Annotated in this window: 21 protein-coding genes and 1 riboswitch; of the genes, 17 read left to right on the forward strand and 4 right to left on the reverse strand. The window is 66.3% G+C overall.

Annotation, left to right across the window (positions count from 1 at the left end):
- Window position 1 precedes the first annotated feature (1 nt).
- The gene (locus JQ632_RS12270; RefSeq protein ID WP_212402572.1) at window positions 2–730 is read left to right on the forward strand and encodes a precorrin-2 C(20)-methyltransferase; all 729 of its coding nucleotides are present in this window, start codon (window positions 2–4) and stop codon (window positions 728–730) included.
- Entirely contained in the window at window positions 727–1,461 is a 735-nt protein-coding gene (gene cobJ / locus JQ632_RS12275) for a precorrin-3B C(17)-methyltransferase (protein WP_212402573.1), read from the forward strand. Before JQ632_RS12270 ends, cobJ begins: the two co-directional genes overlap by 4 nt.
- Here cobJ and JQ632_RS12280 read toward each other — a convergent pair.
- The gene (locus JQ632_RS12280) at window positions 1,437–2,180 is read right to left on the reverse strand and encodes a cobalt-precorrin-6A reductase (RefSeq protein WP_212402574.1); all 744 of its coding nucleotides are present in this window, start codon (window positions 2,178–2,180) and stop codon (window positions 1,437–1,439) included. The genes cobJ and JQ632_RS12280 overlap by 25 nt on opposite strands.
- Between JQ632_RS12280 and cbiE the strand changes: the two genes are divergently transcribed.
- From cbiE to cobT, 8 genes are all read left to right on the forward strand, one after another.
- Window positions 2,179–3,360: a precorrin-6y C5,15-methyltransferase (decarboxylating) subunit CbiE gene (gene cbiE, locus JQ632_RS12285; RefSeq protein WP_212402575.1), complete on the forward strand. Its 1,182-nt coding sequence runs from the start codon at window positions 2,179–2,181 to the stop codon at window positions 3,358–3,360. The genes JQ632_RS12280 and cbiE overlap by 2 nt on opposite strands.
- Window positions 3,357–3,725: a cobalamin biosynthesis protein gene (locus tag JQ632_RS12290; RefSeq protein ID WP_212402576.1), complete on the forward strand. Its 369-nt coding sequence runs from the start codon at window positions 3,357–3,359 to the stop codon at window positions 3,723–3,725. The genes cbiE and JQ632_RS12290 overlap by 4 nt, the downstream gene beginning before the upstream one ends.
- Complete coding sequence (gene cobM / locus JQ632_RS12295) at window positions 3,722–4,507, forward strand: precorrin-4 C(11)-methyltransferase (protein ID WP_212402577.1); 786 nt, start codon at window positions 3,722–3,724, stop codon at window positions 4,505–4,507. The genes JQ632_RS12290 and cobM overlap by 4 nt, the downstream gene beginning before the upstream one ends.
- Window positions 4,504–5,814, forward strand: coding sequence for a cobyrinate a,c-diamide synthase (locus JQ632_RS12300; protein ID WP_212402578.1), 1,311 nt, complete (start codon window positions 4,504–4,506; stop codon window positions 5,812–5,814). The genes cobM and JQ632_RS12300 overlap by 4 nt, the downstream gene beginning before the upstream one ends.
- Window positions 5,811–6,542: a uroporphyrinogen-III C-methyltransferase gene (gene cobA / locus JQ632_RS12305; protein WP_212402579.1), complete on the forward strand. Its 732-nt coding sequence runs from the start codon at window positions 5,811–5,813 to the stop codon at window positions 6,540–6,542. The genes JQ632_RS12300 and cobA overlap by 4 nt, the downstream gene beginning before the upstream one ends.
- A gap of 69 nt (window positions 6,543–6,611) precedes the next feature.
- A complete protein-coding gene (locus tag JQ632_RS12310) occupies window positions 6,612–7,289 on the forward strand; it encodes an energy-coupling factor ABC transporter permease (protein ID WP_212402580.1) in 678 nt (225 codons plus the stop codon).
- 46 nt (window positions 7,290–7,335) lie between these two features.
- Complete coding sequence (gene cobF / locus JQ632_RS12315) at window positions 7,336–8,085, forward strand: precorrin-6A synthase (deacetylating) (RefSeq protein ID WP_212402581.1); 750 nt, start codon at window positions 7,336–7,338, stop codon at window positions 8,083–8,085.
- A 33-nt stretch (window positions 8,086–8,118) separates the two neighbouring features.
- Window positions 8,119–9,174, forward strand: a complete 1,056-nt coding sequence (cobT, locus tag JQ632_RS12320) for a nicotinate-nucleotide--dimethylbenzimidazole phosphoribosyltransferase (protein WP_212402582.1) — start codon at window positions 8,119–8,121, stop codon at window positions 9,172–9,174.
- Here the strand turns inward: cobT and JQ632_RS12325 are convergent.
- Complete coding sequence (locus tag JQ632_RS12325; protein WP_212402583.1) at window positions 9,171–9,743, reverse strand: histidine phosphatase family protein; 573 nt, start codon at window positions 9,741–9,743, stop codon at window positions 9,171–9,173. The genes cobT and JQ632_RS12325 overlap by 4 nt on opposite strands.
- A gap of 118 nt (window positions 9,744–9,861) precedes the next feature.
- A riboswitch (cobalamin riboswitch) is annotated at window positions 9,862–10,077 on the forward strand.
- Between the two features lie 114 nt (window positions 10,078–10,191).
- Between JQ632_RS12325 and JQ632_RS12330 the strand changes: the two genes are divergently transcribed.
- The 6 genes from JQ632_RS12330 to JQ632_RS12355 all read left to right on the forward strand — a co-directional run bounded on the left by JQ632_RS12330 (window position 10,192) and on the right by JQ632_RS12355 (window position 17,660).
- Entirely contained in the window at window positions 10,192–12,546 is a 2,355-nt protein-coding gene (locus tag JQ632_RS12330; protein ID WP_212402584.1) for a TonB-dependent siderophore receptor, read from the forward strand.
- 9 nt (window positions 12,547–12,555) lie between these two features.
- A complete protein-coding gene (locus JQ632_RS12335; protein ID WP_212402585.1) occupies window positions 12,556–13,983 on the forward strand; it encodes a PepSY domain-containing protein in 1,428 nt (475 codons plus the stop codon).
- Window positions 13,984–14,148: 165 nt separating this feature from the next.
- Window positions 14,149–14,589, forward strand: a complete 441-nt coding sequence (locus JQ632_RS12340; RefSeq protein WP_212402586.1) for an SxtJ family membrane protein — start codon at window positions 14,149–14,151, stop codon at window positions 14,587–14,589.
- Entirely contained in the window at window positions 14,589–14,744 is a 156-nt protein-coding gene (locus tag JQ632_RS12345; RefSeq protein WP_212402587.1) for a DUF5989 family protein, read from the forward strand. Before JQ632_RS12340 ends, JQ632_RS12345 begins: the two co-directional genes overlap by 1 nt.
- A 15-nt stretch (window positions 14,745–14,759) precedes the next feature.
- Window positions 14,760–16,595, forward strand: coding sequence for a carbamoyltransferase (locus JQ632_RS12350; protein ID WP_212402588.1), 1,836 nt, complete (start codon window positions 14,760–14,762; stop codon window positions 16,593–16,595).
- Window positions 16,596–16,934: 339 nt separating this feature from the next.
- Window positions 16,935–17,660, forward strand: coding sequence for a response regulator transcription factor (locus JQ632_RS12355; RefSeq protein ID WP_312015600.1), 726 nt, complete (start codon window positions 16,935–16,937; stop codon window positions 17,658–17,660).
- 111 nt (window positions 17,661–17,771) lie between these two features.
- Here the strand turns inward: JQ632_RS12355 and JQ632_RS12360 are convergent, their stop codons facing one another.
- Both JQ632_RS12360 and JQ632_RS12365 read right to left on the reverse strand, forming a co-directional pair.
- Complete coding sequence (locus tag JQ632_RS12360) at window positions 17,772–20,447, reverse strand: hybrid sensor histidine kinase/response regulator (protein ID WP_212402590.1); 2,676 nt, start codon at window positions 20,445–20,447, stop codon at window positions 17,772–17,774.
- Window positions 20,444–21,481, reverse strand: coding sequence for an ABC transporter substrate-binding protein (locus tag JQ632_RS12365; RefSeq protein WP_212402591.1), 1,038 nt, complete (start codon window positions 21,479–21,481; stop codon window positions 20,444–20,446). The genes JQ632_RS12360 and JQ632_RS12365 overlap by 4 nt, the downstream gene beginning before the upstream one ends.
- A 300-nt stretch (window positions 21,482–21,781) precedes the next feature.
- Here JQ632_RS12365 and JQ632_RS12370 point away from each other — a divergent pair, with 300 nt between their 5' ends.
- Window positions 21,782–22,525, forward strand: a complete 744-nt coding sequence (locus JQ632_RS12370) for a hypothetical protein (protein WP_212402592.1) — start codon at window positions 21,782–21,784, stop codon at window positions 22,523–22,525.
- The last annotated feature ends 2 nt before the right edge of the window (window positions 22,526–22,527 follow it).

Raw genomic sequence — 22,527 nt, forward strand, 5'->3', positions numbered from 1 at the left:
GATGGGCCGTATCATCTGCTGCGGCCTCGGGCCCGGCGATCCTGATTTGATGAGCGTGCGTGCCGATCGCGCGGTGCGCGCGGCAGGGCATGTCGCCTATTTCCGCAAGAAGGGACGCCCCGGCCAGGCGCGGCGCATCGTCGAGGGCATGCTGGCGGCCGACGTCTGCGAATACCCGATGGAATATCCCGTCACGACCGAGATCGCCTTCGATCATCCCGATTACATCCGGCTGCTTGCGGGTTTTTACGACGAATGGGCCGAACGTCTTGCGCGGCTGGCGCGCGCCGTCGATGTCGTCGTGCTCTGCGAGGGCGATCCCTACTTCTACGGCTCCTTCATGCATCTGCACACGCGCCTGCAGGGACGCGTCGAGATCGAGGTGATCGCCGGCATTCCCGGCATGGCGGGCTGCTGGAATGCCGTGGGGCGGCCGATCGCGCTGGGCGACGACGTGACGACGGTGCTGATGGGCACGCTCGCCGAAGACGAGCTCGAGCAGCGCATGCGCAACTCCGATGCGCTCGTCGTCATGAAGACTGGACGCAACCTGGCAAAAGTGCGCCGCGCGCTCGCTTCCGCGGGCCGCCTCGCCGATGCCTGGCTGGTCGAGCGCGGCACCATGCCCGGCGAACGCGTCGCGCGGCTGGTCGACGTCGATGCTGCCGAATGCCCCTATTTTGCGATCGTGCTGGTGCACGGGCAGGGGCGGAGCGAGGCGACCGAATGACGGGCACGCTGACCATCGCGGGACTTGGACCGGGCGATGACGCCATGGTCACGCCGGAGGTCACCGCCGCGCTCGCGGCCGCGACCGACATCGTCGGCTATGGGCCTTATGTCGCGCGCGTGGCGCCGCGTGAAGGCCTCACGCTGCATCCCTCGGACAATCGCGTCGAGCTGCAACGCGCAAGCGCGGCGTTGCGATTGGCCTCCGACGGCCGCCACGTCGTTGTGGTGTCCTCAGGCGATCCCGGCGTTTTTGCAATGGCGTCGGCCGTGTTCGAGGCGCTCGAAGAGAAGTCGCAATGGCAGGCGCTGTCCATCCGCGTCCTGCCCGGCGTGACCGCGATGCTGGCCGCGGCCGCGCGCGCCGGCGCGCCGCTCGGCCATGATTTTTGCGCGATCAACCTCTCCGACAATCTCAAGCCGTGGACTGTGATCGAGAAGCGGCTGCGGCTTGCCGCTGAAGCCGATTTCGCTATCGCGATGTACAATCCGCGCTCGGCGAGCCGGCCCGAGGGATTTGCTCGTGCCTTGCAGATCCTGAACGAGGCCGGCTGCGGAGAACGGCTTGCGATCTTCGCACGCGCAGTCAGCACGCCCGAGGAGCGGATCGAGACGGTCAGCTTGCGCGATGCGAGGCCGGAGATGGCCGACATGCGGACGCTGGTGATCGTCGGCAATTCGTCGACGCGCCGCGTCGGCCGCTTTGTCTATGCGCCGAGGCAGGTCCGATGACCGAGCCATTGCATGACCTCGGCCACACTCTCCACCCGCAACCGGTCGGGCAGCGTTGGCCGCGACATCAGGATGACGGGCAGGCCGAGCGTGCGCGCGGCGTCGATCTTGGCGCGCGCGCCGTCGCCGCCGGAATTGCGGGCGACGATCCATGCGATGCCGCGTGCGCGTATCATCTCGAGTTCGGCGTCGAGTGTGAACGGGCCGCGCGACACGATGAGATCGGCCTGGAACGGCAAGGGGCCTTCCGGCGAATCGACGAACCGCAGCGTGTAAGTGTGCTGGGGCCTGGCGCCGAACGGCGCGATATGCTGTCGGCCGATCGCAAGGAACACGCGCGTTCGCGATTCCGGCAGCGCCGCGACGGCGGCGTCGAGATCGGCGACCTCGATCCAGTTGTCTCCGTCCGTCCGCGTCCATGGCGCGCGCTCGAGCCCCAGCAGGGGCGTAGCGGTTTCGGTGCAGGCTGCAACGGCGTTGCGGCTCATCTCGGCCGCGAAGGGATGCGTCGCGTCGACCACATGCGTGATGCCGGCCTCGCGAATATAACCGGCCAGGCCGCGCGGGCCGCCAAACCCGCCGATGCGCGTGGGCAGCGGCTGGTCGGCCGGCGCGCGGGTGCGTCCGCCATAGGAATAAACAGCGTCGAGGCCCGCGCGCGCAACGCTGGTTGCGAGCTGGTTGGCATCGGCTGTTCCGCCCAGAATGAGGGCGCGCATGGCTAGTCCCTGGTTGACGATCATCGGCATCGGCGAAGATGGCCTTGCGGGGCTGTCGGAAGCAAGCCGAAAGGCGCTGCGCGACGCTGAAACCATCTTTGGCGGCGAGCGGCATCTCGCGCTCGCGGGTGTTGCCGAACGCGGCCGGGCATGGTCCGTGCCATTCGACGCGGAGAGCGTGCTCGGCTGCCGCGGCCGTCCGACAGCCGTGCTAGCCTCCGGCGATCCATTCTGGCATGGCGTTGGTGGAGCGCTGGCGGAGAAGCTGGATGCGGGCGAGTGGATCGCACATTCCGCGCCTTCGACATTTTCGCTCGCGGCGGCGCGGCTGGGTTGGCGCCTCGAGACCATCGTTTGCCTCGGTCTTCACGCCGCACCCTTCGAACGCCTGGTGCCGCATCTGGCGCAGGGCGCGCGGATCATATGCCTCGTGCGTGACGGCAAGGCTGCCGGCGATCTCGCGAACTGGCTGTCGCGCCATGGCTGGGGCGCATCGTCGATATGGACCCTCATCGCGCTCGGTGGCCCCCGCGAAGCCGTCAGTCAGTATCGCGCCGACAGCTACGCGGCAGAGCCGGGCGAGAGTCTGGTCGCGGTCGCGCTGGAGGCGAGGGGGCCACGTGGGCTCGCGCGAAGTTCGGGTCTATCTGACGATCTCTTCGCGCATGATGGCCAGATCACCAAGCGGCCGATGCGCGCGCTGGCGCTGTCGGCACTCGCGCCGCGTCCCGGCGAGAGTTTGTGGGACGTCGGCGCCGGCTCCGGCTCGATCTCCGTGGAGTGGGCCTTGTGTGGGGGAACGGCTGTCGCGGTCGAGGCATGCGCGGACCGCGTCGCGAATATCCATCGCAATGCCCTGACATTTGGCCTGGCGCATCGGATCACGGTGATCGAGGGGACGGCGCCGGACGCGCTCTCGGGCCTCGCGGCGCCAGGCGCGGTGTTCATTGGCGGCGGCCTGGATGTCACGCTGTTCGAATCCGTCTGGTCGCGCATCGCGACTGGGACGCGACTGGTGGCGCACAGCGTCACGCTGGAGACAGAGGCGCTTCTGACGGAGCTGCACCGCCGTCACGGCGGCGAGTTGATGCGGGTCGACATCGCGCACGCCGCGCCGCTAGGCCGTTATCGGTCGTGGGAAGCGGTGCGGCCCGTCGTGCAGTGGAGTGCTATCAGATGAAGGTCGCAGGTTTTGGGTTCAAACGCGATGTGACGGTCGCTTCGCTGCGCGAGGCGCTGATAGCCGCAGGCGGCGCCGAAGGTCTCGCGGCGATCGCAACTGTGGACGACAAGGCGGACGGTTGCGCTCTGGTGTCGCTGGCGCGCGAGCTCGGCCTGCCGGTCAAGGCGATCCCGGTTGAACGACTGGCCGGCATCGCGACGCCAACGCAATCCGAACGTATCAAAGACGCGTTCGGCACAGGATCGGTGGCCGAGGCCGCAGCACTTGCGGCCGCCGGCCGGGACGCGCGGCTGGTTGCGACGCGCGCCGTCTCGAAGGACCGAACGGCGACCGCGGCGATTGCGGAAGGAGACGGCGAATGACGGTGCATTTTATCGGCGCCGGACCGGGCGCCGCTGATCTGCTCACCTTGCGCGGCCGCGACCTGATCGCGGCCTGTCCGGTGTGCCTCTATGCCGGCTCGCTCGTGCCGGCGGGCGTGCTGGCGCATTGCCCGCCGGGCGCGCGGATCGTCAACACCGCGCCGCTGTCGCTCGACGAGATCATTGCCGAGATCGCCGCCGCGCATGCACAAGGGAAGGACGTCGCGCGGCTGCATTCCGGCGATCTCTCGATCTGGTCGGCGATGGGCGAGCAGTTGCGCCGCCTGCGCGCGCTGAAGATTCCCTATTCGGTCACACCCGGCGTTCCCGCGTTCTCGGCTGCCGCTGCCGCGCTCGAGGCCGAGCTGACGCTGCCGGGCCTGGCGCAATCGGTGGTGCTGACGCGCACCTCGGGCCGGGCCAGCGCGATGCCGGACAGCGAACGGCTCGCGGCGTTCGCCGCAACCGGTGCAGTGCTCGCCATCCACCTCTCAATTCACATGCTCGACAAGGTCGTCGCTGAGCTCACCCCGCATTACGGCGCCGAATGTCCCGTCGCGATCGTCTGGCGCGCGAGCTGGCCCGACCAGCGCATCGTGCGCGCAACGCTCGCTACCCTCGATGCCGCACTCAGTGCCGAGCTCGAACGCACCGCGCTCATTTTGGTCGGCCGCACCCTGGGTTCGGAGGAATTTGCCGAGAGCCGTCTTTATGCCGCGGATTACGATCGCCGCTACCGCCCGGTTGGGGCCGCGCCGCGCTTTCCGGAGACGACCAAATGACCGCGGGCCTCGTCATCTCTGCGCCGGCCTCCGGCGTCGGCAAGACGACGCTGACGCTGGCGCTCGCGCGCGCCTGCCGCGATCGCGGTATGCAGGTGCAATGCTTCAAGAGCGGCCCGGATTATATCGATCCCGCCTTTCATGCGGTTGCGACCGGACGTGCCTCCGTCAATCTCGACAGCTGGGCGATGGATCGCGCGACGATCGCGGGTCTGGTCGCGCGCGGCGCGGATGCGGATCTCGTGCTTGCCGAAGGCTCGATGGGCCTGTTCGATGGCGTCGCCGCGCGCGGTCGTGCCGGCACCGGCGCGAGCGCTGACATCGCTGACATGATGGGCTGGCCGGTGCTGCTGGTGATCGATCCCTCCGGCCAGGCGCAGACCGCCGCCGCCATCGCCGCGGGCCTGCGCGATTTTCGCAAAGGCGTGCGCCTCGCGGGCGTCGTTCTCAATCGCGTCGCGAGCCCGCGGCACGAGGACCTCGTGCGCCGCGCCATGGAGGCTTCAGGCATTGCCGTGTTCGGCGCGTTGCCGCGTCATGCCGAGATCGCGTTGCCCAAGCGGCATCTCGGCCTGGTGCAGGCCGAGGAGCAGGCGGAGGTCGGTGCGCTCATCGCCGAAGCCGCGCGCTTTGTCACCGCCCATGTCGACCTCGACGCGGTGTTGCGATCCGCCGGCGCGTGGTCACCGCCGCAGGTGCCGGCTGGGCGTCACGCCACGCCGCCCGGTCAGCGCATCGCGCTGGCACGCGACGCGGCATTCTCCTTCGTCTATCCGCACATGCTCGAAGCCTGGCGCGCGGCCGGTGCCGAAATCTCCATCTTCTCTCCGCTCGCCGATGAAGGTCCAGATAGCGGCGCCGACGTCTGCTGGCTGCCCGGCGGCTATCCCGAGCTGCACGCCGGCCGGCTCGCAGCCAACACGCGGTTTCGCCGCGAGCTGCGGGCCTTCGCCGAGACTAAGGCAGTGCATGGCGAATGCGGGGGCTACATGGCGCTCGGTACCGCCCTGACCGACGCCGAGGGCGCGCGTCACGAGATGATTGGGCTGCTCGGCCTCGAGACCAGCTTTGCCAAGCGCCGCATGCATCTCGGCTACCGCCTTGCGGAACTTGCCGCGCCGATGCCGGGTCACCCGGCCGGTGCGCGCCTGCGTGGCCACGAGTTTCATTACTCGACGATCGTCGCGCAGCCGGACACGCCGCTGGCGGTGGTGCGCGACGCGACCGGCGCGATCGTCGCCGAAACGGGCTCGCGGCGCGGCCGCGCAACTGGTACGTTCTTCCATCTGATTGCGGAGGACCGGTGAGCGGCTTCGTCTCCTTCATTTCCGCCGGTCCCGGCGATCCTGACCTCCTGACGCTGAAGGGGGCCGCGCGGCTGCGCGAAGCCGATGTCGTGCTCTATGACGATCTTGCCTCCGGCAAGATCCTCGATCTCGCGCGCTCCGACGCCAGTCTAGTGGCGGTGGGAAAACGTGCGGGCCGTCCCTCGACCAAGCAGCAGCATGTCAACCGGCTTCTCGTCGATTACGCCGCGACCGGTGCGCGCGTCGTCCGCCTCAAATCGGGCGATGCCGGCATTTTCGGCCGGCTCGAGGAGGAGATCGAGACGCTGCGCGCGGCAAACATCAGCTACGAGATCATTCCCGGCGTCACCTCGGCCTGCGCCGCGGCCGCGCAGGCCGGCATTCCCCTGACGCGGCGCCACACCTCGCGCCGGGTCCAGTTCATCACCGGCGCCGATGTCACCGGCGAGTTGCCTGCGGATCTGAACTGGCCGGCGCTGGCGGATGCGGACGCGACCACCGTGGTCTATATGGGGCGCCGCACATTCCCTGTGCTGGCCGCAAAACTGATCGAGCACGGCCTTGCGCCCGACACGCCGGCGCTGCTTGCGGAATCGCTCGGCCGTCCCGACGAACGGCTCGTGCGCACGACCGTTGCCGAGCTTGCCGAGCAGCTCGCGCGCGGCGGCGCGGCGACGACGGCGGCCGTCATCCTGTTCGGCGCGCTGGCCGGAGACTACCGGCCATGATGCTGCAACCCGTTCTCGCCAATTTCTTGAAGCCAAGGCCGTCGAAGACGGCAGGAAGGACCTGAAGCCATGCATATCGAACCGGAAATCGTGACGGGCGCAAAGCTCGTGCTCAGCTATGCGACGGGCATTGCCGCGGGCGGCGTTGCACTCAAGCTTGCGGTCGACGCTGTCCGCGAGCAGGGCGTTTCGTCGTTCCTCGTTCGCACGGTCGTGACGACGGCACTGGTGTTTTCCTTCTTCGAGATCTTGCCGCACTTCCGCGTCGGGGTCTCCGAGGTGCACTTCATCCTCGGCTCGACGCTGTTCTTGTTGTTTGGTGCTGCGCCCGCCGCGCTCGGGCTGGCGTTCGGCCTCCTGCTGCAAGGCCTGTTCTTCGTGCCGACCGACCTGCCGCAATACGGCATGAACGTGACGACGCTGCTGGTGCCGCTGTTCGCGATCCAGGCGCTCGCCCAGCGCATCATTCCGCGCAACACTGCCTATGTAGACCTCAGATATCGCCAGGCGCTGGCGCTCTCCACCGCCTACCAGTCCGGCATCGTGGCGTGGGTCGCCTTCTGGGCGATCTATGGCGCGGGTTTTGGTGCCACCAATCTCGCCAACATCGCGACGTTCGCGGGATCCTACGCGCTCGTCATCGTGATCGAGCCGCTGGCCGATCTTGCCGTGCTCGCGCTGGCGAAATCGCTGCGCGGCGTCACGGCCGACGGCCTGGTCACGCCGCGCCTGCATCACGCGGCGTAGCGACGAGGTTGAGGGGCGGTCGCCAGGGCCGCCCTTCGTCCAGAGTATGTTGACGCTCTCCTTGATAGGTATCGGCTGCGGCGATCCCGGCCAGCTCACGCTGGCCGCGGTCCGCGCGATCAACGCTGCCGACCTGATCCTCATTCCGCGCAAGGGAACGGCGAAATCCGATCTCGCCGAGTTGCGGCGAACGATCTGCGCCGAGGTGCTGACGAACGCGGCAACGCGGATCGCCGAGTTCGACCTGCCGGTGCGCGATGCCGGGGATGCGGACTATCGCAGGGGCGTCGATGACTGGCACGACGCGATCGCCGCGACCTGGTCGCAGGAGATCGCAACCCATCTTGGAGCTGCGGGGCGCGTCGCATTGCTGATCTGGGGCGATCCGTCGCTGTACGATTCCTCGCTGCGCATTGCGCGGCGGCTTGATCCGCCGCCGGCGATTGAGGTGGTCCCCGGCGTCACGTCGATCCAGGCCCTGTGCGCGGCGCATGCGCTGCCGCTGAACGACATCGGCGAGCCGTTTCTGGTCACGACTGGCCGGCGGCTGCGGGAGGGCGGCTGGCCCGAGGGTACCGACACCGTCGTCGTGATGCTCGATGGCGGCACGGCTTTTCAGTCGCTGGAGCCCAAAGGGCTGCATATCTGGTGGGGCGCCTATCTCGGCATGTCCGATGAGATCGTCATGTCCGGGGCGCTTGCCGAGGTCAGTCCGCGGATTGTCGCGGCCCGCGAGGCCGCGCGCGAACGTCATGGCTGGATCATGGACAGCTACATTCTCAAGCGCAGGCCGTGAGGCGGCCACAGCGTCATATAAAGGCAAAACGACATGCTCCCTGATTGGGTCACCCAAAAATGCCCCGGCGTTTCGGCCGTCCACCGCGAGGCGGCATTGGCGCGGCAGGCGCAACTCACAAAACCGGCCGGTGCGCTTGGCAGGCTCGAGCAAGTGGCGGTCGATCTCGCAGGCCTGCAGGCAACCGAACGGCCCCGCGCGGAGCGCGTGCCGATCGTCATCTTTGCCGGCGATCACGGCATCGTCGCGCAGGGCGTCTCCGCTTATCCGCAGGAGGTGACGATCGCGATGCTGGCCAATTTTGCGGCGGGCGGGGCTGCAATTTCCGTGCTGGCGCGGGAGCTGGGTTCGAGCCTCGAGGTGGTGGACGCCGGCACGCTGGCGCAATCGCCGCTGCCTGATATCGTCACGGACAAGCCGCGTTGCGGCAGCCGCGATTTCAGCGTGGAGGCGGCACTCGCGCCCGATGAGCTGGCGTTCGCCTTCGAATGCGGGAAGCGTGCGGTGTTGCGCGCGGAGGCCGGAGCGCCTGATCTCTTCATCTTCGGCGAGATGGGGATCGGCAACACCACGACGTCAGCGGCCATTGCGTCCGCGCTCCTCGGCGTGAGCGCGGAGGAGATCGCAGGCCACGGCACCGGCGTCGATGCCGCCGGCCGGGCCCGCAAGGCGCGGCTGATCGAAGCGGCGCTAGCGCGCCATGACCTTGCGGGTGCGTCCGCCGAAAAAATCCTGTGCACGGTCGGCGGTCTCGAAATCGCGGCGATCACTGGCGCAATCATCACGGCTGCGCAGCGGCGCATTCCGGTTCTCGTCGACGGCTTCATCGTCTCGGTTGCGGCGCTCGCGGCCGTACGGCTCAATCCGTCGTGCCAGTCCTATCTCCTGCCGTCGCATCAATCGGCAGAGCAGGGGCATCGCCTGGTCCTCCGTGCCCTCAACGCGCAGCCGCTGGTGAGCCTGGATCTCAGGCTCGGCGAAGGATCAGGCGCGGCAATCGCATTGCCGCTGGTGCGGCTTGCCTGCGCCTTGCACAACGGCATGGCGACGTTTGCCCAAGCCAACGTGCCGGATCGTCCGGCGGTTTAGCCGAGCCGCTGATTGACCGACACCACGCGCCAGCCCTTCGACAGACGGTCTATCCGGGTCAGCGAGAGCGGGTTGATGACGAAGCGCAAGCCGGCCTCGGGCGTGAGGTCGAGCGCGATGGAGAGCGCTGCGCGGATGGTGCCGGAATGCACCACGAGCGCGGCCGGACCGGCTGCGATCCGATCCAGTCCTCGTCGAACCCTGGCGATCTGGTCTTCAAAACTTTCGCCGCGCGGCGGTCGCGAGCGAGCGGGCTCGTTCCAGAAGGTCGCGTATTCATCCCCGCCGGTCGCGGCAAGATCGTCGTGGCGCCGTCCGGTCCAGTCGCCAAAATCCTGCTCGCGAAATTCGCCGACGAGGACCGGATCGAGTCCGATCGCACGCGCCGTATCGACGGTACGCCGTGAGGGGCTGGCATAGCTCGCCGCATCCGGCGGCAGATGCCGGCGGAGCGCGTCAAGTTGTGTCCGGTCGCTGAGATCAGCAGGCGCGTCCGATGCATGGATGGTCCCCGCGATGCCGTCGACGACGGCATGACGCACCATCCAAAGGAAGGCGTCCCCTTCCATTTCAACGTCTCCATGAGCGGCAGAGATGCCGCGTACTTTGCGATTGCCCTCGTGGCCGACCGGTTGTCAATCGCTGCGACACGAACTGGAACTGCACATTGACTCCACCTTCGTCTTAATCCTAGATGGCTCCGACGGTTTCCCCGTAAGGGGATGAAAAGGGAATGCGGTGCGAGGCTGAGTCTTTGGAGACTTGTCCTCAATGCCGTAGCTGCCCCCGCAACTGTGAGCGGAGAATCTTGCGTCAATGGCCACTGGGCATCTCGGTCCCGGGAAGGCGATGCAAGGTAACGACCCGCAAGCCAGGAGACCTGCCGTCAGCCGTGGTCACACGCGAAGATGTCGGTCGGGGAGTACAGACATTCGGCTTCTCCTGAGGCTTCACAAGCCGAAGGTTGAGACCTGGTTCGCTGTGACGTGCCACTGACGTCATACCGAGGTCTCAGCCATGTCTCGTCGTCGTGCCGGCCGGCCGCGCAGCTTTTTGCTCGCATCCGGCGTCCTTTCTTCCTTTGCTGCCATCGACATCTCCGCCGTCTTCGCCCAACAGGCGGGCCCGCGCGAGCAATTGCCGCCCGTCGAGATTGCCCCGCGCCCCGACCAGAAGCGCAAGCAGGCGAGGCCCGCCGGCCGCGCCGAGCGCGGCGCCCGGCGCGCGGCGGCTCATCGGACCGCATCGCCGGCGACGGCCCCCAAGCCGGGCGACCAGCCCGCGCAGACGCCGCTCAACACCAATGTGGTGGCTGAAAGTGCCTCGCGCCTCGGCCTGACCGTGCACGAAATCCCGGCAACCGTCGAGGTGATCTCGGCTGAGACCATGCGCGAGCAGGGCTATCGAACCACGTCGGAAGTCGCGCAAGGCGCGGTCGGCGTCACCTCCGGCGACAATCCGGCCGAGCCTGCGGCCTTTTCGATGCGCGGTTTCACCAACAGCCAGATCAATACGCTCTACAACGGCATCAAGATCGGCCCGCAGAACATGACGTCGCGCGTCATGGATACGGCCAATCTCGAGGCCGTGGAATTCGTGAAGGGCCCGGCCTCGGTCATGTCGGGCGAGGGCGCCAGCGGCGGCGCGGTCAATGTCGTCACCAAGCAGCCGCACACCGGTCCGATCCGGAACGAGGCCTATTTCTCCTATGATTCCCTGAATTCGTTACGCAGTTATTATGGCTCGGGCGGCAGCACAAACGTTCAGGGGCTCGACTATCGCTTCGACATCAGCCGTTCCTCGCTCAACGGCTTTGCCGACGATACCGGCACCAAGACGTTGGACGTGTCCGGCCAGCTCAACTACCGGGTAACCGACAATCTCAAGATCTGGGGCGCGATCGAATACCGGGAGGATCGCTCAAAAGCCTATTGGGGCGTGCCGCTGGTGCCGATCGCCTTCGCCGGCTCGCATGCGACGAGCGGTATTGTTTCCGGCAACTACTTCAACAGGACCGACCTTGGTGCCGTCACGATCGACGACCGCACCTTCAACACCAATTACAACGTCCTCGACAATCGCAACGTTGCGAAGGAGGTGTGGCTGCGCGGCGGCTTTGAGCTGAAGTTGGCGCCTGACCTGACGCTGAAGAGCCAGGCCTATGGTTACGGTGCCGAGCGCAGTTGGTTCAACAATGAGATCGAGGCGTTCGATTCCACAAACAACCAAGTATATCGCGAGCGCTTCTATGTCGCGCACAGCCAGCGTCTTGTCGGCAACATCACCGACCTGATCTGGGATGCTAACATCGCTGGCTTCGACAACCGCCTGGTCACGACGGTTTCGTCGAGCTACCTCGACTTCGTCAGGCCGGGCACGGCGAACTTTCCGTCTGATTATGTCTCGCTGGTCGATCCAGTCCGCGGCTACTACGGCTCGCTCACGACGAAGCAGCAGACCGCACGTATCGACAACGAGGCGGTGTCGTTCGAAGACCGGCTGAAGCTGACGCGGACTTTCGCGCTGGTCGGCGGCCTGCGCGTCGAGCATATCGGGCTCGATCGCAATTCAACCGACCCCGCCGGGCTTGTGAAAGCGGGCTTCCCGTTCACGAAAGATTGGGCGCCCGTCACCGGCCGCGTCGGCTACACGTGGGAGGCCGTGCCCGGCCTGACCTTCTTCAGCCAGTACGCCACCGGCGCCGACGTCTCCGCCAACAATATCTTCCTGCTCTTGCCCACGCAGCCGCTCGATCTCACGACGTCGCGCACCTATGAGACCGGCATCAAGCATCTGTTCTGGGACAACCGGGCGGAGTGGTCGTTCTCCGCCTTCGACATCGAGCGCAAGAACGTCTATGCCGCGGCAGGCGGCATGCTGCTCAACATCGCTGGACGGCAGGAATCGAGGGGTGTGGAGCTTGCAGGCGCGGTGCGCGTCACCGATGCCCTGCGTCTCTGGGGCAACATCGCCTATGTCGATGCGCGCTATGCCGACTACAATTTTGCCGGCGGCTCGTTCTCCGGCAACACGCCGCCGAACGTGCCGCGCATCGTCGCCAATGCCGGCGCGGCGTACCGGTTCTTCACGCCCTGGCCGGTCGAGCTCGGCGTGGTCGGTCGTCACGTCGGCGACCGCTACAACACCGATGCGAACACGGTGACGATGAACGCCTATACCGTGGCCGACCTCTACGCCTTCGTGGACATCCCAAGATCAGTGCTTAGCTCCGTCGCGCAGACTCGACTGACCTTCCGCGTGCGCAACGTGACCGACAAGCGTTACGCGATCTGGGGCGATCCCTTCTATCCCGACCAGATCCTGCTCGGCGCGCCCCGCACCTATGAGGTGTCGGCCGCGTTCAAATGGTGATTTGACCGCATGGGCGCGGTCGTCTTCCTCCATCGCTGGCTGGGCATCGCGTTCTGCCTCTTGTTCGCGATGTGGTTTGCGACCGGCATCGTCATGCACTTCGTTCCGTTTCCCGCGCTCGCGGACGCGGAGCGTTTTGCCGGCCTTGCGCCGGTCGACATTGCGCGCGTGGCGATCGGTCCTGTGGAGGCCGTCCAGGCCAGCGGGATCGCGGACGCAATGCGGGTCCGCCTTGTCCAGCGCAGCGATGGTCCGGCCTATGTCGTGTCGGGTGCATCGCGGCTGCGCGCGGTCCGCGCGTCCGACGGCGCCGATGCCGCGGTGACCTCGCCCGATATCGCGCTCGTCGTGGCGAGAGATCACGCCGGACGGCGCGGGTTGGATGCTTCTCGCGCGTCGGTCATCCAGCTCGCAGACTACGATCAATGGAGCGTGCCAAACGGCTTTGATCGTCATCGCCCACTGTTTCGTGTCGCACTCGGTGATATCAGGGGAACGGACGTTTACGTCTCGTCGGTCACCGGCGAGGTGGTGCTCGAAACTGCGCGGGGTGAACGGGCCTGGAATCTTGTCGGCAGTGTCCTGCACTGGATCTATCCGACGATCCTCAGGAGCAACTGGGCGCTCTGGGATCGCGTGGTGTGGACGCTGTCGCTGCTTGCCCTGATCGGAGCAGTGCTGGGTGCGGTGCTCGGGTTCGTGCGCGTCAGGATCGGGCGGGGGACGGCGCTCTCGCCCTATCGCGGCTGGCATGCGCTGCATCACGTCACGGGCGTGATCGCGACGGCCTTCGTCCTGACCTGGATCTTGAGCGGCTGGCTCTCCATGGATCATGGACGCCTGTTCTCGCGCGGAGAATTGACCCCGGCCGAGACGGACGCGGCGATGCCGCAATTGGATTGGCGTGCCGTTTCATCGATCGCCTGGCGCGCCATTTCGCCGTCTGCGCGCGAGAACGAATGGTTCGTGTTTGATGGCAAGTTCTATCGCCGGGACCGGATCAGCCTCGACGGGCAGGTCATGTTCAGGGCGGGCGAGGAGCTGGGCGATCGGACGGGATCGCTTGGCTCCGCTGAAATTCAGGAATGGGCGGCGCGTTTGGCGAGCGGCTGCGGTATGCCATCGGTGTTGGCCGCAGACGATGACTATCCGGCGCGATCGACGATGCCCGGTGCTCCGGTCTATCGCGCCAGATGCGGCGAGGTCTGGTTCGACATCGACGGCGCCGATGGTCGCGTGCTGCAGCGATGGGACGCCTCGCGCCGCGCCTATCGCTGGCTCTACGGCGCGCTGCATACGCTGGATTTTCCGATCCTGATCGCGCACCCGGCCATCCGCAGCGCCTTGGTCGTCGGCCTTTGCACGTTCGGCTTGCTGTTCTCGCTGACCGGTATCGTGATCGGCTGGCGTCGTCTGCGCCATTCGTTCCGCGGCTAATTTCGGACCTTTGGCAGGGCATACTTGACGCGCCTGGACGAGGAGGACCTGTCACCGCATCGTAGTCTCAAATCGCGCGGGTCTGCATATTGCCCTCGCTGCGGAGCGGCCTAAGATGCACGCCATAGGCATGACCGCCGGGCCGAGCGGCTTGAAGGGGGGACGATGGCGCAGGACCGCCCTGGTGGGCTGCACGAAAGCTTCGATCGCGAGGAGGCGGTCGAGCTGTCCTCTGACCGCAGTTTCGGCCTGGTCATGGCCGGCATCCTGGCGCTGATCGGCGCAATCGGTTTCTTGCGTGGCAGCCAGCATTGGCCATGGTGGTGCGGCGCCGCCGCCATATTCGGCGCCACCGCCCTGGCTGCACCGGGTCTGCTCGGGCCGGTGAACCGGCTCTGGGCGCGTCTGGGCCTGCTGCTGGCCGCGATCGTGAGCCCCGTCGTCCTTGCGATGCTGTTCTACCTTTGCATCACCCCGATCGGCCTGTTGATGCGATGGGCGGGAAAGGACCCGCTGCGCCTCCGGTTCCAGCCCGACGCCGACAGCTATTGGATCAGGCGCAATCCCGCCGGCCCCGCGCCGGACACATTGAAGAACCAGTACTGATGATCAAATCCTTCGTCGTTGAATTCTGGGGCTTCTTGCGGACGCGCAGGAAATACTGGCTTCTCCCCATCTTCATCATGATGGCGCTGTTCGGCGCGCTGATCGTGTTGACGAAGGGGTCGGCGGTGGCGCCCTTCATCTATACGCTCTTCTGAGCGGGGACGGGCAGCTTGCGCGTCCTTGGGATTTCCGCGTTCTACCACGACAGTGCCGCCGCCCTCGTCGACGACGGCGAGATCGTCGCGGCCGCCCAGGAGGAGCGGTTCACGCGCAAAAAATATGATGCGCGCTATCCGCGCAACGCGATCGCCTATTGCCTGGAACAGGCCGGCATCGGCCTCGATAAGGTCGATCGCGTCGCCTTCTACGACAAGCCGTTCCTCAAATTCGAGCGTCTGCTCGAAACCTATGTCAGCTTCGCGCCGCGGGGCTTTGCCTCGTTCCGCATGGCTCTGCCGCTGTGGCTGCGCGAGAAGCTGTTCCAGAAGCCATTGCTGGTCGGCGAGCTCAAGCGGGAGGAGCCCGGCTTCGACTGGGAGAACCGGCTGCTGTTTTCCGAACACCACCTCAGCCATGCCGCCTCGGCCTTCTACCCGTCGCCCTTTGCGCGGGCGGCCGTGCTGACGCTGGACGGGGTCGGGGAGTGGGCCACGACCGCGGTGGCGATCGGGGATGGGCGGCAGCTTGCCATCCACAAGGAAATTCACTTCCCCCACAGCCTCGGGCTGCTCTATTCCGCCTTCACCTATCACACCGGCTTCCGTGTCAATTCCGGCGAGTACAAGCTGATGGGGCTGGCGCCCTACGGCACCCCGCGCTTCGTGCAGGTGATCCGCGACCATCTGATCGATCTCAAGCCTGACGGCTCGTTCCGGCTCAATCTCGACTATTTCGACTATTGCACGGGTCTCACCATGACCAATGCGCGGTTCGATGCGCTGTTCGGCGGCAAGCCGCGGCAGCCGCACGAGCTGCTCGAGCAGCGGCATATGGACATGGCGGCGTCGGTCCAGGCGGTGCTGGAGGAGGCGGTCCTGCGCCTCACCGCGGATGTCGCGCGCGAGACGGAGTGCCGCAATCTCTGCCTCGCCGGCGGCGTCGCGCTCAACTGCGTCGCCAACGGCAAGGTGCTGCGCGAGGGGCGGTTCGACAATATCTGGATCCAGCCGGCGGCGGGCGATGCCGGCGGCGCACTCGGCGCGGCGCTCGCAGCCTTTCATCTTCAGGGCGGCGGCGAGCGTACCGTGCAAGGACCGCTCGATGCGATGAAGGGCGGCTATCTCGGTCCGTCCTTCGACCAGGACGAGATCGAGCGCAGGCTGACGGCCGCCGGCGCGCGCTTCACCTCGCTCGATCAGGAGGCGATGCTGGAGACCGTGGCCGGAGCCCTTGCCGACGGCCAGGCCGTCGGCTGGTTCCAGGGACGCATGGAGTTCGGGCCGCGCGCGCTCGGCAACCGCTCGATCCTCGCCGATCCGCGCAATCCGGCGACCCAGAAGACCCTCAATCTCAAGGTCAAGTATCGTGAAAGCTTTCGCCCCTTCGCGCCGTCGGTGCTGCGCGAGCATGCGCCGCGATGGTTCGATCTCGCCGTCGACAGCCCCTATATGCTGCTCGTCACCACCGTTGCCGAGCAGCATCGCAAGACGATGACGACCGAAGAGCAGGCGCTGTTCGGGATCGACAAGCTGAACGTGGTGCGTTCGACGGTTCCGGCAATCACGCATGTCGACTATTCGGCGCGAGTCCAGACTGTTCATCGCGAGACCAATCCGCTCTACCATGCGCTGGTGAGCCGGTTTCACGCGCTGACCGGCTGCCCGATCCTGGTGAACACGAGCTTCAACATCCGCAGCGAGCCGGTCGTCTGCACGCCGGAAGACGCGTTCCGTTGCTTCATGGGCTGCGAGATCGACATGCTTGTCGTTGGCAATGCCGTGCTTCGCAAGCAGGATCAGGATCCGGCGCTGCGTGTGGACTACCGGGATTCGTTCGAGCAGGATTGACGAAGAGCGATGACGCAACGGGGGTTCGAGGCATTGCCGGCGAGCTCTCTGCGCGCAACGCCGCCGCCGATGACAAGCGCAGTCTTCATGACCGGGAAACCTTGTGCGAGTCTGATCGCTGTTTGTTCATCCTATGCCGACGGGACGGCGGGCCGTCAATACGGGCTGCCGGGCATGCCGGGGATGTCAAGTAACCAATTCACAAGGCGGAAGAAATTGAGGAGGGGGAGCGCCGTTTCCTTCGCCCGGGTTTGCGCTATGATGCTGTTGCCCGCAAGCAAAGCCGCGAGCCCCCTCCGGGCGGCGGGACTGCGGCTCTCCCATTCGAGTGGACAGGTCTTGTCGTTACTCTCAAACATCGCGCCGACGCGCCGTCAGCAGTTGATGGTGCTGGAAGATGATCCGGTCACCGGCCAGATGATCGCGGCCTATTTTTCCGAGCATGAATTCGACGTCACGATCGTCGATAGCTGCAAACGTTGCCGCGAGCTCTTGCGCGACCAGGCGCCCGATCTGCTGTTCGTCGACATCCAACTGCCCGACGGCGACGGCATCGAGCTGGCGCAGGAGATCCGCGCCGGAAGCCAGGTCGGCATCATCTTCGTGACGCGCCGAAACTCGGACGCGGACCGCATTCGCGGACTGGAAGCCGCCGGTGACCACTACGTCACAAAGCCGATCAACCTGCGCGATCTGCTGGCGCGGTCGCGATCGCTGTTACGCCGGCGCACATCCGACGGCCCGGTGCCCGCCGCCGCTTCGACCATCCGCTTTCGCGACTGGACCATCGATCTCGTGCGCCGCGAGCTGACCGCACCGGAGGACGTGCAGATCAATCTGACGCGCGGAGAGTTCGATCTTCTGGGCGCGCTGGTCGATGCACGCGGGCGGGCGTTGAGCCGCGAATATCTGATCGAGGTCATCAGCAACCGGCACGCGGAAGTGGACATCCGCACGGTCGATGCGCTCGTGGCGCGGCTGCGCCGCAAGCTGGTCAGCCGCAGCGGGCGTCCGGTGATCGCGACGGTGACCGGCGTCGGCTACAAGCTCGTGCTGGATGAGTGAGCGGGGCCATAGCGTTTTCAAGCGAAGTGGATACCGGTTCGCGTCAGGAAAACGCGTCAGAACAAGAATCTAGAGCCCCGTTTCCGCTTCCATCGGAACGGAAAAAGGGCTCTAGGACGGCTGGAGCAATCGGCCGAGCGCTCGCAACGAAGCCTCGAGCAGCGTCGCCACTTCACTTGCGGCCGCCTGGCACTCGGCAGCCGGCACCGACGTAACGGACAGCTCCAACTCGCTGCAACGCTCGGACAGGCGAACCAGACCAAGCGCGCTGGCGGCGCTACCGAGCTGATGCATGGACCGCGCGAGCCGTCCGCGGTCGCCGGCCTCGGTGGCCTTCGTGATCTCGCCGATGAGCGTTTCGCCGGTGCGCTCCAGCAGGCCGTGCAGCTTTGCGATCTGTGCGGCTCCCAGCAGCTCCGTCTGGTCGCGGAGATAGTTTTGGTCGATCAGCGCGCCTGCGGCCGGCCGCGCCGTCACCGACGCCTCGTCGCGGTCGCTGTCGATCGCGTCGCGCAACGTGTTGAGCAGCAGGGGCTTGCCGAGGATCTTGTTGATCCCGGCGCCCGCGAGACGTTCGCGCGCGCCCTTTGAGACGTCGGCGGTCAGCGCGATGATCCGCGGCGCGGGTTGCAAGTTGAGCTTCCGGATCTCGGTTGCCGCCGCCACGCCGTCCATGTCGGGCATGTGCAGATCCATCAGGATGATGTCGAACGGCTCGCTGGCGGCAAGCGCGACGGCAGAGGAGCCGTTGCGCGCAACCGTCGGGCGATGGCCGAGCCGTCGCAGCATGGCCTCGCCGATCTCGCAGTTGACGGGATCGTCGTCGACCAGCAGCACGCGGAAGGAGCGGGACGGGTCGCGCGCAACGCGCGCGGCGGCCCCGTGCTGGGCCGGCTCGAGCGGCACCGCGAGATGGAAGGTGCTGCCCGAGCCGGGTGCGCTCTCCACCGTCAACTCGCCGCCCATCAGGCGGGTGAGGCGGCGCGCGATCGCAAGACCAAGGCCGGTGCCACCGAAGCGCCGGGCGATGCTGTCGTCCGCCTGCACGAAATCCTCAAAGATGCGCTCGTGCATGTCGGGTGCGATCCCGATTCCGGTATCGGCGACGGTGAAGCGGAGCAGGAGTGCGCCGTCATGCGGTACGACGGAGGCCGTCAGGTCGATGGTGCCCTTCGGGGTGAACTTTACGGCGTTGCCGATGAGGTTGAGCAGCACGCGGTTGAGCCGCACCGGATCGCCATGCACGTAGGCGTCCACGCCCGCATCGCACGACAGGTTGAACGCGAGCCCCTTGGCTTGCGCCTGCGGGCGCATCAGCTCGGCGGCGGCTTCGACCAGCTGATAGAGGCGGAAATCGCGTTGTTCCAGCGCCTCGGTGCTCGCTTCGAGGCGGGCATATTCCAGGATCGCATCGACCAGCGCGATCAGCGTTTCGCCCGACGTTGCCGCGGTCGCCAGCGAGCGCCGCTGCGTCTCCGAGAGGCTGCCGTCGTCGAGCAGCTGCAGCACGCCGACGACACCGTTCAGCGGTGTGCGCAGCTCGTGGCTGACGACGGCGAGGAAGCGTGATTTGGTTTCGTTGGCGTGCACGGCGGCGCGGCGCGCGCGCTCGGCCGCGCTGTGCTCCGCGAGCGCCTGGTCGCGGGCCTTTTCGAGCTCGGCGGTCCGCTCAGTCACCTTGCGTTCGAGCGTCGCGTAGGACTCGCGCAGATGCGCGGCCATCCGGTTGAACTGGTCACCGAGCGCTTCCAGCTCGTCATTGGTCTTGATCGCGAGCCGCTGCTCGAGATCGCCGCTGCCGATCCGCCGTGCGCCTTGCGTCAGCATCCGGATCGGAACGATCATGCGACGGCTGAGCAGAAGCGCGGCGAGCACCGCAAAACCCAGCAGCACGACGAGGAGGAACGCCGAACGTCCGATCGAGGCGTAGATCGGTGCATAGGCCTCGCTGAGCGGCAGCTCGACGAACACCAGCCAGCCGAGCGGGGCGACGGTTGCGTAGGTCGACAGCACCTGCTGACGCGACAGATCCTCCTTCACCAGCCCGCCCGCGGGCGGAGCGATGCCGGCGAGTGCGCTCTTGACGTCCGGATCGGCGGTGAGGTCGGTCTGACGCAACGCCGGCCACAGATCCGGATGCGCGATCAGTTGCCCCTTGCGGTCGACCACATGGGCCTTGCCGGTGTTACCGACCTTGATCCGGGCGACGAGGTCCCAGATGAAGCGCAAATTGACCTCGGCGACCACCACGTCGGGTTCGTTTCCGATGCCGCTGACGGCGAGCGTCATGAACGGCTCGGTCTCGCCGAAGAAATACACCGGTCCGTAATAGACCCCGCTCGCCCGTGCGGCGCCGAACGCCGGCGAAGCCGATAGATCCTCATTGCTGCCGATCCTGTCCGCGACGCGGCGCGACACGCGCACCTGCTCGCGGCCGCGTGAATCGAGCTGAGCGATTTCGGCGATGGCCGGGGACAGGCGCAAGAGGCGGATCGCGTTCAGGCGAATGTCTTCACGCGCCGACAGGTCCGGGGGCAGGCGCGACATCCATCTGAGCTGGCTCTCGATCTGACTGATGAACTGTCCGATCTGGATGGCGGCGGAGGACGCCTGCTCGCGCTGGATGGCGGCCAGAAGCTGCTTCTGCTCCCGGTACGAGAACCAGACGTCGAGCGTGGTGTTGACAGCGAGCGCGGCGAAGGCGAGTGCTACGAAGGAGTAGAGATATTTCCGGAACAGCCGGCTGGGAGGCGGGGTCGCACGTCCCTCGTCGTTCGTCTCGTTCACTCGCGGATCTCGTCGGCGCGCGCGAGCAGGCTGGCGGGCAGCTTCAACCCGAGCGTTTCAGCAACCTTGCGATTGATCAACAGCTCGTATTTTCGCGGCGACTGCACCGGCAGATCGCCCGCCTTGGTGCCGCGCAGGATGAGGTCGATGTAGTCGGCCGAGCGGATCTCGAGCGAGGCGCCGTAACTCATCAACCCGCCGGCGTCGATGAAGTAGTGGAAGGGATAGATCATCGGCACGCGATATTTCGCCGCCGCGTCGACGATGGCCAGGCGGTTGATCACGAGGAAGGGGTCGACCAGCGCGATCATTCCGGCGGCCGGCGCGCCAGCATAGGCGCGTATGGCCTCGTCGATCGCACTGGGCTCGGTGATCGGCACGGGCGTGGCCGTCACGCCCGTCGCCGCAGCTTCGCTCTGGATCGAGTCGAGATAGAAGCGGCCCGCGCGCGGCGTGGATTTTGGATTGAACAGCACGCCGACGCGCTCGATCTGCGGCGCTGCCTCGCGCAGCAGCTCCAGCCATTTGCCGCCCATCTCGGGTGTGCTGCTGGTAAAACCCGTGACATTGCCGCCGGGACGCGTCAGGCTTTCGACGAAACCGTTGCCGACGGGGTCGTTGGCGGTCGCGAATATGATCGGGATTGTCTTGGTCGCGGCCATCATGGCGGCGGTTTCGACCGTCGAAGAGGTCAGGATCACGTCGGGATTGAGTTCGAGCAATTCCTTGACCGCGGTCGCCCTGTTCTCCGGTCCGCCGAAGCTCGACCGGATCTCGTAGCGGATATTGACCCCTTCGACCCAGCCACGCTCGTACATGCCCTGGATGAGTGCACTCGTCCGCGAATTTGCGATCTCCGGCGCCCTGCGCGTCAGTGTGTCCGACAGGGGTAGCCCCACCAGCGACGCGACGATTCGCACCCGCTCGGATGCGCCGAGCATGGACCATCCCGCGGCGGACGCTCCAGCGAGGCGGATGAAAGCGCGGCGGTCGATCGTCATTGAGGTGGATTTGCGAGCAAATGGCTCGGTCATGAACGTGAGGGCGCGGTGATTTCTCATCGCGTGCATAGCCCGAAAGCCCAGCGATCACAATTGATGAAAATAGGCACTTGTGAACGCGCATTCGCAGCTTTGAGCAGCCGAATACCGTATCGCTGTGTTGCTGCTTCGTTGCTGAAGACTCGCCGCGCCCGAGCCGGATCTCCAGTCGGCGTAGCCTTTTGTGGCGTCGCAGCATTTGTGCGTGGTCCCAACGGCAGTTCCGGGAGACCGACGGTTTCTTGATTTTCGCTTTTTCGGGCTTCGGTCGACGTCGTTTTTTGAAGGTTAGAGATGCGCAGAATTTCGTCTTTCCTGGTGCTCAGCGGATTCCTTTCGTGCCTTGCGGCTGCTCCGGCCGTCGCGCAGGGCGCAACGACTCCGGCCCCCGCGAAACAGAAGGCGGCCCCGGCGCCGAAGGCGGTCGCCGCCGGCACCAGCGCCGGCGCGAGCTCCGCGCCGCCCGCGGCCGAGACGCCGAGCGGCGAGGGCAAGGCGATCGACGGTTTCCGCTCTGCAAAATTCGGAATGAGCGAAGCCGATGTCCGCGCCGCGATAACCAAGGACTTTGCCGCGAAGCCTGAGGCGATCAAGACCCAGGACAATCCCGCCGAGCTGACGCACAGCGTGCTGCTTCCGGTGCCGGAGTTGCTGCCCAACGGCGGCACCGCCGAGCTGTCCTACGTGTTCGGCTACAAATCGAAGTCGCTGATCCAGGTCGGCGCGGTCTGGTCGAAGGCGACGGATTCGGCGATGACGCCGGAAAAGCTGTTCTCCAATGCCAACATCCTGCGCGCCCACTTCCTCAACGAAGGTTTCAAGGCCGACTCCATCGCCGTCAACATGCCCGTCAACGGGGGCATCGTGATGTTCCGCGGCAGCGACGCCAAGGACCGCTCGGTGATCCTCCTGCTCCAGGGGACCTTCGAGACCAAGGAGAACAATCAGCGCGTGCTCACGCCGACGGGACTGTTGCTGTTCTACGTCGCCGACGCCAAGAGCCCGGACATCTTCAAGCTTCCGCCCGGTCAATTCTGACG

It is taken from the genome of Bradyrhizobium liaoningense (assembly GCF_018130955.1).
Classification (GTDB): domain Bacteria; phylum Pseudomonadota; class Alphaproteobacteria; order Rhizobiales; family Xanthobacteraceae; genus Bradyrhizobium; species Bradyrhizobium liaoningense_C.